The organism is Natronincola ferrireducens (genome assembly GCF_900100845.1).
GTDB classification, from domain to species: Bacteria; Bacillota; Clostridia; order Peptostreptococcales; family Natronincolaceae; genus Natronincola_B; species Natronincola_B ferrireducens.
The window spans coordinates 417,164-432,130 of record NZ_FNFP01000001.1; the positions used below are offsets into that span (position 1 = coordinate 417,164).

Genomic DNA, 14,967 nt, shown 5'->3' on the forward strand with positions numbered 1-14,967 from the left:
GCATGAAGGCGATTAAATCCCTAGAGGAATTAAAAAAGATCAGAGAAGCTGCCAATGACAGACTTACTATAAGAAGGGCAGGAGAGGAGGAACATATAAAAGTAATGGTGGGAATGGCCACCTGCGGCATTGCGGCTGGGGCTCGTGAAACCTTTAATACTCTTTTTGAAGAGATTGATAAGAGAAATCTTAAAAATGTATATTTAGTCCAAGTAGGATGTATGGGTTATTGTCATGATGAACCTATTGTACAGGTAAATGTCCCAGGAGAAGCAGCTATTCTATATGGGAAGGTAGATAAGAAAAAGGCTATAGACATTATTGAAAAGCATATAGAAAATGGAGAGCTACTACAGGACTCCATTATTTCTAAATCCTTTCATAAGGCATAGAGACTGGAGGGAAGTGAATGAGGAACTATCGATTACATGTACTAGTCTGTGGTGGAACTGCCTGTGAATCTCAAGAGAGTAGGGATATAATTCAGAAGTTCCATGAAGAACTAGAAGGCGTTGGTTATGATAAAGAAGTCCAGGTAGTAAAGACTGGATGCTTTGGCTTTTGTGAGAAGGGTCCTATCGTAAAAATTCATCCTGACCATGTATTTTATGTGGAGGTAAAACCCCAGGATATTAAAGAAATTGTTGAGGAGCATGTGGTAAAAGGCAGAATAGTAGACAGGTTATTGTATAAAGAACCTAGCAATGAGAAAAAGATTCAAGAACAAGAGAACATATCTTTTTATCATAAACAGTTGAGAATTGCCTTAAGAAACTGCGGATTCATTAACCCTGAAGATATTCAGGAGTACATAGCTGAAGGTGGTTATTTAGCCTTAGGAAAGGTGCTAACCCAAATGACTCCAGAGGAAGTGATAGGCATAGTAAAAGACAGTGGTCTTAGAGGTAGAGGTGGTGGTGGTTTTCCTACTGGATATAAGTGGGAGCTAACCTATCGTAATAAAAACGATTTAAAATTTATTATCTGCAATGCTGATGAGGGAGATCCAGGGGCCTTTATGGACAGGAGTATTCTAGAGGGAGATCCCCATAGTGTTCTAGAGGCCATGGCCATAGCAGGCTATGCCATCGGAGCAGAAAAGGGCTACATCTATATTCGAGCTGAGTATCCCTTAGCTATTCACCGATTAAATATTGCCATAAACCAAGCTACAGAGTATGGTTTTCTAGGAGAAAAGATATTTGATAGCAGCTTTAATTTTGATATTGAATTAAAATATGGTGCCGGAGCTTTTGTATGTGGAGAAGAAACAGCCCTTATCAACTCCGTAGAGGGTGGTCGGGGGGAACCTAATGCAAAGCCACCATTTCCAGCGGAAAGCGGATTATGGGACAAACCTACCTGTGTTAACAATGTAGAAACCTTTGCAAATATTCCACAAATTATTTTAAAGGGACCTAAATGGTTTAACGGTATAGGGACAGAAAAAAGTAAAGGAACAAAGGTTTTTGCCTTGGCTGGAAAGGTAAACAACGTTGGTCTAGTGGAGGTGCCTATGGGGATTACCCTAAGGGAGATTATCTACGATATAGGAGGAGGCATCCGTGAAAACCATAAATTTAAAGCAGTCCAGACGGGGGGACCTTCAGGGGGGTGTATTCCTGAGGATTATTTAGATACCCCAATAGATTATGAAACCTTAAAGGATATCGGGTCCATGATGGGTTCAGGGGGAATGATTGTCATGGATGAAAATGATTGTATGATAAATATTGCAAAATTTTATTTAGAATTTACAGAAGATGAATCCTGTGGGAAGTGTACCCCCTGTAGAATAGGGAATAAAAGATTACATGAGATTTTAGTAAGGATTTCTAATGGAAAGGGAACAGAAGATGATTTAAAAAATCTTAAAACCTTAGGAAAAATTATTAAGGATAGCTCCCTTTGTGGCCTAGGACAAAGCTCTCCAAATCCTATTTTAAGTACAATGGAATATTTTCCAGAAGAATATCATGAACACATATTTAACAAAATCTGTCCAGCAGGAGTATGCTCTATGGGTAAAAAGAAAAAGCAGCCAGTAGTACCGAAATAATAAGGATAAAGGCGGTGAAATTTTGAAGGAATATGTTAAAGTGACAATCAATGATAAAGAAGTAAAGGTTCCAAGGGAATACACAATATTGAATGCAGCAGTAGAAGCAGGCATTAAGATTCCAACCCTATGTCATTTGGACCTCCATGATCTGAAAATGGTGAACCGTACCGCCTCCTGCAGGGTATGTATGGTGGAGGTGGAAAATCGTCCTAATCTGGCACCGGCCTGTGCCACACCTATTAATGATGGCATGGTGATTCGTACCGACACCATAAGATCTATCAAGGCTAGAAGAGTGGCGGTAGAGCTATTGCTATCCAATCATCCTACCGATTGCCTTATTTGCCAGAGAAATTTGCGGTGTGAGCTACAAGCCTTAGCCCAAGAATTAAATATTAGAGAAATCCATTATTCAGGAAAGAGAAACAAGTATCATCTAGATACCTCCAGTCAAGCAGTTATTAAAAACCAGGACAAGTGCATATTATGTCGTCGCTGTGAAACCGCTTGCAATGAAATACAAACCTGTGGTATTTTATCGGCTTTAAATAGGGGGTTTGAAACGGTGGTAGGCCCTGCCTTTAATCTACCTATGGTGGAAACCTCCTGTACCTATTGTGGTCAATGTGTAGCTGTTTGCCCTACAGCAGCCTTGACAGAGGTGAATCATACTCGAAAGGTATGGGAAGCCCTTCATCATCCTGATAAATATGTTATTGTCCAGGCTGCACCGGCAATACGGGTGGCATTAGGAGAACTGTTTGGGATGGAGGCAGGTACCATTGTAACAGGGAAACTAGCGGCTGCTCTGAGAAAATTGGGATTTGATCAGGTTTGTGATACAGAATTTGGAGCAGATGTTACTATTATGGAGGAGGCTAAGGAGCTGATCCATCGCTTGGAAAATGGAGGAAGACTTCCTATGCTAACCAGTTGCTGTCCAGCTTGGGTTAGCTTTATTGAGCATCAGTTTCCAGAGCTGGTGGATGTACCCTCCACCTGTAAATCCCCCCATATTATGTTTGGAACGTTGGCTAAAACCTACTTAGCTGAGAAATTAGGTATTGATCCCAAAAACATCGTAGTAGTTTCCGTAATGCCCTGTGTTGCTAAAAAAGCCGAGGCTGCTAGAACAGAGCTTAGTATTGATGATCAGGACAATGTGGATGTTGTTATTACTACAAGGGAATTAGGAGATATGCTGAAGGAAGCAGGTATTGACTTTGATAAGCTAGCAGATGAAGAATTTGATCGTCCTTTGGGGGAATCCACTGGAGCCGCCACTATTTTTGGTACTACTGGCGGCGTCATTGAAGCAGCCATGCGTACGGCCTATGAGTGGATTACAGGGAAAGAGTTAGAAAAAGTAGAGTTCCACCAATTAAGGGGCATGGAGGGACTAAGGGAAGCTACAGTTCCCCTCGATGGTCAGCAAATAAAAATAGGTATTGCCCATGGCTTAGGCAATGCTAGACAGCTGCTGGAGGATATCCGTAGTGGAAAATCTCAGTACCATGCTATTGAAATTATGGCCTGTCCTGGTGGGTGTATCGGGGGTGGAGGACAACCCTACCATTATGGCAATGATGAAATTGTAAAAAAACGACAGCAGGCTATTTATAAAGAGGACGAAAGAAAAACCATCCGTAAGTCCCATCTAAATTCTGAAGTGATAAAATTGTATGAGGAATACTTAGGAGAGCCCTATGGGGAATTGGCCCATAAACTGTTACATACCAGCTTTACCCCTAAAGAAAGAATATAGATAACAATATGTAATCTACTAGGTTAGTAAACAATAGCACCGGAGAAAATCATTATAATAAAGCTATGCATATGTTTCAAAATCCAAGTTAGAAGCCCTTGGTTGATAACTTAAAAATTTTCTAAAACAAATGTTAGTCTTCTTTTTAAGGGACACCAGCAAATAGGAAACATTGCATAGCTTAATAAATGATTAAAATCTTCTTATTAAATTTCGCTGATTTTTTTAATAGCCTCCATCAATTGTGCAAACTTTTTAGGCTTTAGGGATTGGGCACCATCGGAAAGGGCACATTCTGGTTGATGATGAACTTCAATAATAAGACCATCGGCACCAACCGCAATAGAAGCTTTAGATAAAGGCTCCACCATAGCCCACTTTCCAGTGGCGTGGCTAGGATCAATGATAATCGGTAAATGACTTAACTCCTTGATAACAGGAACAGCACTGATGTCTAGTGTATTTCTTGTGTAGGTTTCAAAGGTTCGAATACCCCTTTCACATAAAATCACATTGAGGTTTCCTTCCGCCATAATGTATTCTGCTGACATTAAAAGCTCTTCAATGGTGGCGGATAGTCCCCTCTTTAGCAAAATTGGTTTTTGAGATTTTCCTGCCCGTTTCAATAGAGGGAAGTTTTGCATATTTCTGGCACCAATTTGTAAAATATCAGCGTATTCCTCCACAACATCAAAGGTATCCTGACACATAACCTCTGTTACAATAGGCATTCCAGTGGCTTCCTTAGCTTTTTTCAGTAGTTTTAGTCCTTCTTCCCCCATGCCCTGGAAGCTGTAGGGAGAGGTTCTTGGCTTGAAGGCTCCACCCCGTAAAAATTGTGCCCCAGACTCTTTAACAGCATGGGCAATGGTCATCAATTGTTCTTCACTTTCTACAGAGCAGGGTCCCGCCATAATAGCTACATGTCCCCCGCCTATTTTAAGACCGTCTATGTCAATAATTGTATCCTCAGGATGAAAAAGTCTGTTGGCAAGCTTATAAGGCTGTTGTACCCTCAAAAGTTTATCAACGTACTTATTGGCTTCGATTTGACTAGGGTTAATTTTGCTTGTATCCCCTACTAATCCTAATAAACAGTAATTTGCTCCTTGGGATTGGTGGACCTGACATCCCAAACTCGTCATTTTCTTTACAATTTTTTCAATCATCTCCTGTGGTGCTGTTGGTTTCATTACAATTACCATTTTCACTTCCTCCTTCATTTTCTTTAATATTTTTTTAAAATCCTTTAAAAAGCTGCTGCTCCTATCCTATTGATTTATAAAATAAAAAGGTGGACTCCTTCTAGGAGTCCACCTGTATAACAAAGAGTGAATATAGTTTTATAAAAACTATACTGGTACCCATCCTCTATTAATACTGTTCCTTAGAAAGAAATACTTATACCTATTATTTTTCCATGCAAAATAGCTGGCGCTAAAAAAGTAAAAGCCCCAGTAAAAGTTAAAATAATAGCTATTTAATTTGGTATTTCTTTTAATTGTATCCAACATAGGAATCACCCTTCATAGTTTCATATATTTTTAATATAGTATATGCACTTTTAATAAAATATCCAGCAATTTATAGAAAATTTTAAAATTAATTATAATGAAAAATATTTAAATTGTCAATAAAAAAATTAATATTTATTAAAAAATTCTTAAAAATTTATATTGACAAAATTGAAAAAGAATATTAGAATTATAAAAAAATAAATTGTCATGAAATTCTGTGATTGGAAAAAGTAGGTGCGTTCTTAAGCAAAAGCGAGTCAGGGGTGGTGAAAGCCTGATGCCGATGGACTTATTGAATGGTTCCAGGAGAAGCAGTGGGAAATCCTAGGAGAGTATCACATGCCGTAGGTCTTACGTTATAGAGACAGGGTATCGAAATAGACAGACACTATTTCCGTACCTGGGAGAGTGAGATAGTATAGACTATCTAAAATAGGTGGCAACACGGAGTAGAACATTTCGTCCTATATAGGGATCGAAGTGTTTTTTTGTTTCCCTAAATACTTAAAGAAGTTCACCTACAAAAGATAGTTTTACGTCTAACAAGGGTGGCAACACGGAATCAAAGCATTTCGTCCCTGCAGGGGATGGCGTGCTTTTTGTTTTTTTGGGGAGGTGGTTTTAATGTTATGAAGGTGGCTGGTGAAAGGTTTTAAAAAAATTTAAAATTAAAATTAAATTAGGAGATGATAACATGAAAAAACAATTAGAAAAAACATTTGGTGAATTTGGAGGACAATTTGTTCCCCCAGCTATAGTGGCGGTATTGGAGGAAGTAGAAAATGAATTTATCAAGGCAAAAGAGGATGAAAAATTTCAAGAGGAGTATAGATATTATGTAAAGGAATATTCAGGAAGACCTACACCCCTATATTTTGCTGAAAATCTAACACAAAAACTAGGGGGGGGAAAAATCTATCTAAAACGAGAAGATTTAAATCATACAGGAGCCCATAAAATTAATAATGTTATTGGTCAAGTCCTACTAGCAAAAAGAATGGGGAAAAACCGTATTATTGCTGAAACAGGAGCAGGTCAGCATGGGGTGGCAACAGCTACGATTTGTGCAATGTTTGGATTATCCTGTGAAATTTATATGGGGAAGGAAGATGTAGAAAGACAGGCTTTAAATGTTTTTAAGATGGAGATGCTGGGAGCAAAGGTTCATTCTGTAGCCGTAGGAACTGGAACCCTGAAGGAGGCTGTTGATGAGGCTATAAAGGACTGGGCTGAAAACATAGAAGACACCTTTTACGTCATCGGTTCTGTAGTAGGCCCCCATCCCTACCCTACTATGGTGAGGGATTTTCAAAGGATTATAGGAGATGAAGTGAAGGAACAAATTATCCAAAAGGAAGGAAGACTTCCCGATTATTTAATTGCTTGTGCTGGAGGTGGAAGTAATGCCATGGGACTGTTTTATCCCTTTATCGAAGATAAGGAAGTAAAAATCCATGGGGTTGAAGCAGCCGGTTTAGGGGTGGATACCCAGCATCATGCAGCCACATTAACCAAGGGAAGCATTGGTGTCATCCACGGAATGGCCACCTATGTCCTCCAAGATCAGGAGGGAGAAATTATGCCGGTTTATTCCATATCATCGGGATTGGATTATCCAGGTATAGGACCTGAGATTGCTTATCTTCATCAAATGGGTAGAGTGCAGTTTCAAGGGGTTACCGATGCTGAAGCAGTAGAGGCTTTTTATTACTTAACAAGATCAGAAGGAATTATACCAGCCTTAGAAAGCTCCCATGCCATTGCCTATTTAATGGAGTTAGCACCTAAAACCAATAAAGAAGATATTATCGTAGTCAACCTTTCTGGAAGAGGAGATAAGGATATTGATACACTTTTAAAGTTAAACAAAAAAAATAACAATCAATAGCTCTTTGTTAAAAAATTAGATGAAACAAAAAAACATTGCTTGACAGATGATGAAATATTCAGTAAAGTATTAAATTAAAATAAAATAAAATTTATTATTTTTTTACACCAAATATATATAAGGGAGAGAAGTAGCATGCATCCATTTAACAATATTGTCATCATTGGTGTTGGCTTAATCGGTGGTTCTATAGCATTGTCCCTAAAAAAAGCAGGATATAGAGGAAAAATCATAGGCTGTGATTTATCTCAGGAAGCCCTAGAGGAGGCTAAAGCACTAGGGGTCATCGATATGGGCTACAGCAGTCTAAAGGATGCTGTTCAAGGAGCAGATCTAGTGATTGTAGCTACTCCTGTCGGCTATTATAGTGGAATTTTTAAGGAAATAGCCCCTTTTCTCCCTAAAAATGTTATTGTTACTGATGTAGGTAGTGTTAAGGGATATGTGGAGAAAGCTGCCTCTAAGGATTTACCCCAAGATATTCAGTTTATAGGAGGACATCCCATGGCTGGATCGGAAAAAGGAGGTATCAAGGCAGCCACACCCTTTCTCTATGAAAATGCCTATTATTTTCTTACCCCCAACAGCAATACTAAAGAGGATACAATTAATAAGCTAAAGACTTTTGTTGAAATATTAGGTGCATATCCTGTAATCGTGGAGCCTCAACAACACGACAAAATTGTTGCCCTCATAAGTCATATTCCCCACCTGGCAGCTGTTTTGTTGGCAAATATGCTGGATAGACAAAACAGTATTTCCTATATACCCTTTGTAGGGGGGGGATTTAGAGACACCACAAGAATTGCAGCCGGCAATCCCCATATGTGGAAGGACATTTTTTTCTTAAATCAAACAGAGGTATTGGAGGGAATTGAAGCCCTAGAGGATATGCTTGAGGAATTCAAACATTTGCTGAAAACCCAAGGATATAAAGGGGTGTTGGAGACTTTAGAAAAAGCAAAATTAATTCGAGATAGTATTCCTCATACCTATAGGGATTACATACCTCCCCTATATGATTTAATCATTGATGTTGAGGATCGACCGGGAATTTTAGGAGAGCTTACACAAATTATAGGAAACCATAAAATTAATATTAAAGAAATCGAAATTCTCCATGAACGCCAAGGGGAGAAGGGGGCTGTAAGAATAGGTCTAGCTTCTAAGGAAGAACAGGAAAAAGCATTTTATATTTTAAGAGAGGGTGGTTTTCCCTTAACTTATCGCAAAGGAGAGATAGAAGATGTTGGTAACAAATAAAATACAAGGAATAGAAGGGAAGATTACGGTTCCTGGAGATAAATCCATCTCCCATAGGGCTGTTATGCTGGCCAGCATTAGTAAAGGAACCAGTAGCATTAAAGGATTTTTACGGGGGGAAGACTGTATTAGTACCATTAGCTGCTTTAGGGGATTAGGTATTGATGTAGAGGACAAGGGAGAAGAAATTATCCTTCATGGCAAGGGACTTTATGGCTTAAGGGAGCCTGAAGGTGTACTGGATGCAGGGAATTCTGGTACCACCATCCGCCTTTTATCAGGAATATTGGCGGGACAGGAGTTTTTAACGATTGTTATGGGAGATGCCTCCCTTCGGAAAAGACCAATGGCTAGGATAGCAGTACCCTTAAGAAAAATGGGTGCTATGATTGAAGGACGGGATAAAGGGAATTTGGCACCCTTGGTCATCAGAGGAGGAAACTTAAAGGCAATTGATTATACATCTCCTGTATCTAGTGCTCAAGTAAAGTCAGCCATTCTGTTGGCAGGTCTTTATGGAGAAGGGGATACCATTGTGAGGGAAGAAATTGTCTCCCGTGACCATACAGAAAGAATGTTAAAGGCTTTAGGAGCCAATATCAAAACCGAAAATGGTATTGTAACAGTAGGAAAATCAGAGCTTCATGGTGAAGAAATCCATGTACCAGGCGATATTTCCTCCGCCGCTTTTTTTATGGCCGCTGCCGCCGCCATGCCTAAATCCCATTTAGTCATTGAAGGAGTGGGCTTGAATCCTACCCGTACTGGAATCATTGATGTCTTAAAGGAGATGGGAGCAGATATTGAAATAGATAATCTGCAGGAGAAGGCTGGAGAAGAAACTGGAGATATCATCATTAAGGGGAAGAAGCTACAGGGTATTAGCATTGGAAAAGAAATTATCCCAAGGCTCATTGATGAAATCCCCGTTATAGCTGTAATTGCTGCTACTGCAGAGGGTAAAACGATAATTACTGGAGCAGAGGAATTGAAGGTAAAGGAGTCAAATCGCATTACCTCCATGGTAACGGAGCTACAAAAGGTAGGAATTAAGGTGAAGGAGCTACCGGATGGTATGGAGATTGAAGGATCTAATAGCATCACTGGAGGCAGGGTAGAAAGCTATGGTGATCATAGGATTGCCATGGCCATGGCTGTATGTGGTCTGTTTGCCAATGGACCTATAGAAGTAGCAAACAGTGGATGTATCGATATATCCTTCCCAGATTTCCAAAAAACATTAAAGACAGTTACAAAATAACAGGAAAAGGAAGGGATAGAATGAAATTAGGGTATTTGGGGCCCGAAGGTTCCTACAGCTATACAGCTGCAAAGTATTATGCCCCTAATCATATGCTGGTAGGGATGAAGACCTTTAAGGAGATTATTACAGCAGTAGAAGAGGGTAAACTAGAAGAGGGGATTTTACCCATAGAAAATTCTACAGAAGGAGCCGTTACTCAGGTAATGGATGCTTTGATGAAGACAGAAACCTCTAAAATTCAAGGGGAGCTGATTCTTCGGGTACGACATAATCTGTTGAGCATTGGGGAAGCTATTGAAGAAATCAACTATGTGCTATCCCACCCCCAAGCCCTTGAGCAATGTCGAGAGTTTTTTGCAGTCAACTATCCCCATATGACATTGATCCCCTGTGAAAGCTCCTCTACTGCCTGTCAAATTGCAAAGGAAAAGGGACGGCAATACGCTGCCATTGCCAATAGCTGGGCAGGGGAAAATAATGGATTGAAAACCTTATGCAAGGATATACAGGATAATGTCAACAATCAAACACGATTTATTATCATTGGTAAAGAATCTATACTCCCTACCGGGAAGGATAAAACCTCCATCGCCTTTTCCTTTCACGATGATTATCCTGGGAGTTTGTATAGTATTTTGAAGGAATTTGCCGAGGAAAAAATCAATTTAACTCGGATTGAATCTCGACCAGCTAAAATAGAGCTGGGAAAATATATTTTTTACATAGATTTTCAAGGACATCAGAAGGATACAAGGTGTCAAGGAGTATTGAATCGGATAGAAAAAAATATTAATAAATTAAAGGTTTTTGGCTCCTATCCTATAGGAAGGATCTATTAAGGAGATGATTAGATGTTTCGATTACTTACGGCAGGAGAATCCCATGGAAAAGGTTTAGTAGGTGTCATTGAAGGGTTTCCTGCAAATGTCCATATAGATATTGATGAAGTGAACAAAGACCTGGCCAGAAGACAAAAGGGCTATGGACGTGGCGGTAGGATGAAAATTGAAAAGGATAAGGCAGAAATTTTATCAGGGGTAAGGGGTGGGATGACCTTAGGAAGTCCAATAGCCCTTCTCATAGAAAATAAAGATTATGCAAACTGGGAACCCCATATGAATCCTATTTCAGTAGAAGGTGAAACAACAAAGGTTACCCAACCTCGTCCTGGACACGCAGATTTAACAGGAGCCTTAAAATATGGATTTTCCGATATCAGAAATGTGCTGGAGAGGAGCAGTGCTAGAGAAACAGCGGTAAGAGTGGCCATAGGTAGCTTTGCAAGACAGCTAATGAAGGTCTTTAATATAGAGGTTTATAGCCATGTCACTGCCATTGGTGGAGCTGCCCTAGAAGCAAGGGTGGAGGATATAGAAAAAATTAAGGGGGCTGAGGGCTCCGAGGTTCGTTGTGTTGATCCAGTGGTGGAAAAGGCTATGATAGAAGAAATCAAGAATGCTAAGGAAGAGGGAGATTCCTTAGGAGGAATTTTTGAAATACACATTACAGGAGTGCCTAGAGGTCTAGGCAGCTATGTTCAATGGGATCATAAACTGGATGGAAAGCTGACCTATAATCTTATGGGAATCCAGGCCATCAAGGGTGTAGAGATAGGTTACGGTTTTGATAATGCTCAGCAGAGGGGATCTTTGGTCCATGATGAAATATTTTATGAGGAAAACAAGGGATATTATCGTGGAACTAACCATGCTGGAGGAATTGAAGGTGGGATGTCCAACGGAGAAACCATTATCATAAGATGTGCCATGAAGCCAATACCAACCCTCTATAAGCCCCTTAAAACTGTAGATATAGCCACAAAGGAGACGGTTTTGGCTACAGTGGAGAGAAGTGATACCTGTGCCGTGCCAGCAGCGTCTATTGTAGGGGAAATGGTGGCCATCACCGTTATTGCACAGGAGTTTTTAAAGAAATTTGGCGGAGATTCTTTAGAGGAGATTAAAAAGGTATGGAAAGATTATATATCGATTTAGGTGAAAATAGCTATTGGATTCATATTGCTAGGGGGTTAATAGAAAATCTGAAGGAGTATTTGACGGTGGGGGATAAATTCCTCTTGATAACCGATGAAAACGTAGATAGCTACTATGGAGAGAAGATTTTAAAGGCTTTTAAAGGAAAAGAGGTAGAAAAAGTTGTTCTCCCCCCAGGAGAAACCACCAAGAACCTCTCAGTTATTGAAGGGATTTTAAACACTATGATTGATAGGGGATTCACCAGAAGATCCCAAATAATTGCTGTGGGTGGCGGTGTCATAGGAGATATTGCCGGCTTCTGTGCCTCTATCTATATGAGAGGGATAGACTTTATCCAAGTACCTACAACGCTATTGGCTCAAGTAGACAGCAGCGTAGGAGGAAAAACAGGGGTGAACATGCCCCAGGCTAAAAATATTGTAGGCAGCTTTTATCAGCCAAAGGCAGTTGTTATTGATACAGACGTATTGAGGACTTTGCCCCCTAGAGAGTTAATCAGTGGTATTGGAGAAGTCATCAAATATGGAATTATTTATGATGGAGACTTTCTAGACTATATTGATGCTCACCTTCCCCAGCTACTAAAATTAGATGAAGACATTATGCCCAAGGTGATTAAAGGCTGTTGTGAAATTAAGGCAGAAATTGTTGCAAAGGACGAAAGGGAAGTAGGTCTAAGAAAAATTTTAAACTTTGGCCACACCATAGGTCATAGCCTAGAGGCATTAACCCAATATAAAAAATATACCCATGGAGAAGCAGTTCTGATGGGCATGTACTATGAAACCCTTATGGCAAAAAAATTAGGCTATATTGACGAAGTTTATTGTGATGAAATAGCTGAAATTATCCAGAAGACAGGAATTTCTTTAGAGCTTCAAGGAATAACTTTATCGGATTTAATCGGTGGCATGATGAAGGATAAAAAGAATCATGGGGGAAAAATTTCCTTTATTCTACCAATAGGAAAAGGAAAAGTGGAAGAGGTTTTGCTAACAAGAGAAAAAATAGAAAACATTTTTTTCTCCTTAAATAAATAAAGTATATTGTACTAGGAAAAAGGTGGTGAGTCCTGTGGACATAGAAGAATTAAGGAAAGAAATTGATGGATGTGACATGGCTTTGGTTGAGATTTTTCAACGAAGAATGAAGCTAGTTTTGGAAATTCTAGAGAATAAGAGAAAAAACAACTTACCAGTCCTTCATCCCCAAAGGGAAGAGGAGATTATTGAAAAAGTATTAAAAAACTTGAAGGAGGATACCTTTGCCCATGAAGTGGAAGACCTCCTGATGAAAATATTTAAAATAAGCAGAAGAATTCAGTCTGAAAAGCTCTTTCCCCATAATATTGTGTTGATTGGGTTTATGGGGGTAGGGAAGTCTACTATTGGTAGGGATTTATCACGACAACTGGAAATGAAATACGTCGATACAGATCAATTGATTGAAGAGAGGGTGGGGATGCCTATCAAAGAAATATTTGAGAAATATGGCCAAGCCTTCTTTAGGGATTTAGAAAAAAATATTATAGAAGAAGTCAGTGGGTCTAAAAACAAAATCATTATCTGTGGCGGCGGTGTGGTGCTGAACCCTGAAAACATTAGGAGTCTAAGAAGGTATGGTAAAACGATACTGCTTAAAGCCAAGGCTGCCACCATTTATGATCGTATTAGCCAAGAGGATTCCAGGCCTGTACTGAAAGGAAGAATGAGTCTAGAGGGCATTGAACAAGTATTACAGCAGAGGGATAATGCTTACCATGATGCTGCCGATATAATCATTGAAACCGATAATAAACCTATTGAGAAAATCAGTACAGATATTATTACAGGATTGTATGAAATCAGTAAATAATTTGAGTTGTGGAAATTTAAAATATGATAAATTTCCAAAAATATTTTAAATGGAGGCTTTTTTAAACGTTATTGTTGATTTTCACATGCTATGAATTATTGAATTCTGTTATCCTGAGGGAACCGAAGGATCTAAGACTCTAAGATCCTTCACTATCCTCAGATGACAAAAGAGAAATTTTTTGGTAATAATTCGTTTAAGTTAAGGCCTATGATTACTTTATATAATCTACATTCCTTATATACACCCTTCTCTTCATGATTGCTACTAAGATAGCGAGGCTAATAATTATCATGCCAATGATAGACCATGAGATAATAGGTCTTACAGCCACCGTTTCTTCAGCAGTTCTTTTCAAGTATATGCCAAGCAAAGCCCAATCAACTACTAAAGCGTAGAAGATGTCCCTGTATAATAATATAAATAACAATCCCAATACTACCCCTACAGTCATAACGATAATCGTCCATACTACTGGGGAAATCCCAAACCCATCCCAATTTATAGCCACCAGGAAGGTTGTAATATTTGCAATAGTTGCGATGCTTATCCAGCCTAGGTAAACACTAAAGTTTATATCCACTAGCAATACCTCTGCTTTTTTCTTGGATGTTTTGCCAATTCCAAGTCTTCTATAGATAATGATTAAAGAAGTTAGCATAATAAGCATAATGATGACAGAGATGCCAATATATTGATAGTGCCATGCTAAAATCCATAGCATGTTTCCTATCCCTAATACAAAATTCCAAAGGCCAATACGATCTACAAAGGTTTTTGCGGTTTCCTGAGGCTTAAAAGCCACTATCAGCTGATAAACAGTAAATATACCCAAAAGGGTATAAATAAGACCCCAGATAGAAAAGGTTATGGCAGCAGGTGTAAAAAGATTGGGGTAAAGGGCCGCTACCTCTCCTGTTGTAATATTATTAATAGGTAGAAGATTGGCTAGAAGGTTCATGATTATTGTACCTAGAAAAGCCAATACATTAAGGAGGGCTAGTTTTCGTGTGTAATTCATAATTATATCACCTCTTTTTTATTAATTTATTAGCACTATACTTAATTAATACCCAAAATCTTTGACATTTAGTTGCAATAAATTAAGATTTTTGTGGAAATAAGGGGTTTTTTCTCCCCATAAAGGAACTATCTAAAATGCTGTTCTATAATAATTACGAGAACAGCATTTCTATTTTTTGTAAAATAAAAAAATAAAAAATTTTTTTCAAAAAACTTCACCACTAAAACCACTGAAAATGATTTAGAAATGTATAAAAAATGAGAATCAGTTTGACATAAGTTGCATTTAATCAAACAAAAAATATTTACATTATTTTACATAATACCATTGTAT

The 14,967-nt window shown here is 38.8% G+C and carries 12 protein-coding genes and 1 other annotated feature; of the genes, 10 read left to right on the forward strand and 2 right to left on the reverse strand.

The genetic code is table 11. The annotated features are described in order from the left end of the window. Positions 1-2: 2 nt before the first annotated feature. The 3 genes from BLS22_RS01910 to BLS22_RS01920 are packed head-to-tail and all read left to right on the forward strand — an operon-like array spanning position 3 to position 3,827. The gene (locus BLS22_RS01910; RefSeq protein ID WP_090549530.1) at positions 3-392 is read left to right on the forward strand and encodes a (2Fe-2S) ferredoxin domain-containing protein; all 390 of its coding nucleotides are present in this window, start codon (positions 3-5) and stop codon (positions 390-392) included. A gap of 17 nt (positions 393-409) precedes the next feature. Then, a complete protein-coding gene (locus tag BLS22_RS01915; RefSeq protein WP_090549533.1) occupies positions 410-2,059 on the forward strand; it encodes a NuoF family protein in 1,650 nt (549 codons plus the stop codon). 22 nt (positions 2,060-2,081) lie between these two features. Further along, positions 2,082-3,827, forward strand: a complete 1,746-nt coding sequence (locus tag BLS22_RS01920) for an NADH-dependent [FeFe] hydrogenase, group A6 (RefSeq protein ID WP_090549536.1) — start codon at positions 2,082-2,084, stop codon at positions 3,825-3,827. Between the two features lie 206 nt (positions 3,828-4,033). On the opposite strand, the gene aroF is transcribed toward BLS22_RS01920, so the two are convergent. Then, positions 4,034-5,032 carry a 3-deoxy-7-phosphoheptulonate synthase gene (gene aroF, locus BLS22_RS01925; protein ID WP_090549539.1) on the reverse strand — a complete coding sequence of 333 codons (999 nt, stop codon included), beginning with the start codon at positions 5,030-5,032 and terminating at the stop codon, positions 4,034-4,036. Between the two features lie 520 nt (positions 5,033-5,552). After that, positions 5,553-5,814, forward strand: a binding site (T-box leader). 224 nt (positions 5,815-6,038) lie between these two features. Here aroF and trpB point away from each other — a divergent pair. From trpB to BLS22_RS01960, 7 genes are all read left to right on the forward strand, one after another. Then, entirely contained in the window at positions 6,039-7,232 is a 1,194-nt protein-coding gene (trpB, locus tag BLS22_RS01930; protein WP_090549541.1) for a tryptophan synthase subunit beta, read from the forward strand. Between the two features lie 135 nt (positions 7,233-7,367). After that, positions 7,368-8,495 carry a prephenate dehydrogenase gene (locus tag BLS22_RS01935; RefSeq protein ID WP_090549544.1) on the forward strand — a complete coding sequence of 376 codons (1,128 nt, stop codon included), beginning with the start codon at positions 7,368-7,370 and terminating at the stop codon, positions 8,493-8,495. Then, a complete protein-coding gene (gene aroA, locus BLS22_RS01940) occupies positions 8,479-9,756 on the forward strand; it encodes a 3-phosphoshikimate 1-carboxyvinyltransferase (protein ID WP_090549547.1) in 1,278 nt (425 codons plus the stop codon). The genes BLS22_RS01935 and aroA overlap by 17 nt, the downstream gene beginning before the upstream one ends. Before the next feature lie 20 nt (positions 9,757-9,776). Next, on the forward strand, positions 9,777-10,598 hold the full coding sequence (pheA, locus tag BLS22_RS01945) for a prephenate dehydratase (protein ID WP_176762007.1): 822 nt from the start codon (positions 9,777-9,779) through the stop codon (positions 10,596-10,598). Between the two features lie 12 nt (positions 10,599-10,610). Beyond that, positions 10,611-11,753, forward strand: a complete 1,143-nt coding sequence (gene aroC, locus BLS22_RS01950; RefSeq protein ID WP_090549553.1) for a chorismate synthase — start codon at positions 10,611-10,613, stop codon at positions 11,751-11,753. Beyond that, positions 11,729-12,796 carry a 3-dehydroquinate synthase gene (gene aroB / locus BLS22_RS01955; protein ID WP_090549556.1) on the forward strand — a complete coding sequence of 356 codons (1,068 nt, stop codon included), beginning with the start codon at positions 11,729-11,731 and terminating at the stop codon, positions 12,794-12,796. Before aroC ends, aroB begins: the two co-directional genes overlap by 25 nt. A 34-nt stretch (positions 12,797-12,830) precedes the next feature. After that, a complete protein-coding gene (locus tag BLS22_RS01960) occupies positions 12,831-13,610 on the forward strand; it encodes a shikimate kinase (protein WP_090549559.1) in 780 nt (259 codons plus the stop codon). Between the two features lie 214 nt (positions 13,611-13,824). Here the strand turns inward: BLS22_RS01960 and BLS22_RS01965 are convergent, their stop codons facing one another. Next, positions 13,825-14,631 carry a hypothetical protein gene (locus BLS22_RS01965; protein WP_090549562.1) on the reverse strand — a complete coding sequence of 269 codons (807 nt, stop codon included), beginning with the start codon at positions 14,629-14,631 and terminating at the stop codon, positions 13,825-13,827. Positions 14,632-14,967: the final 336 nt, after the last annotated feature.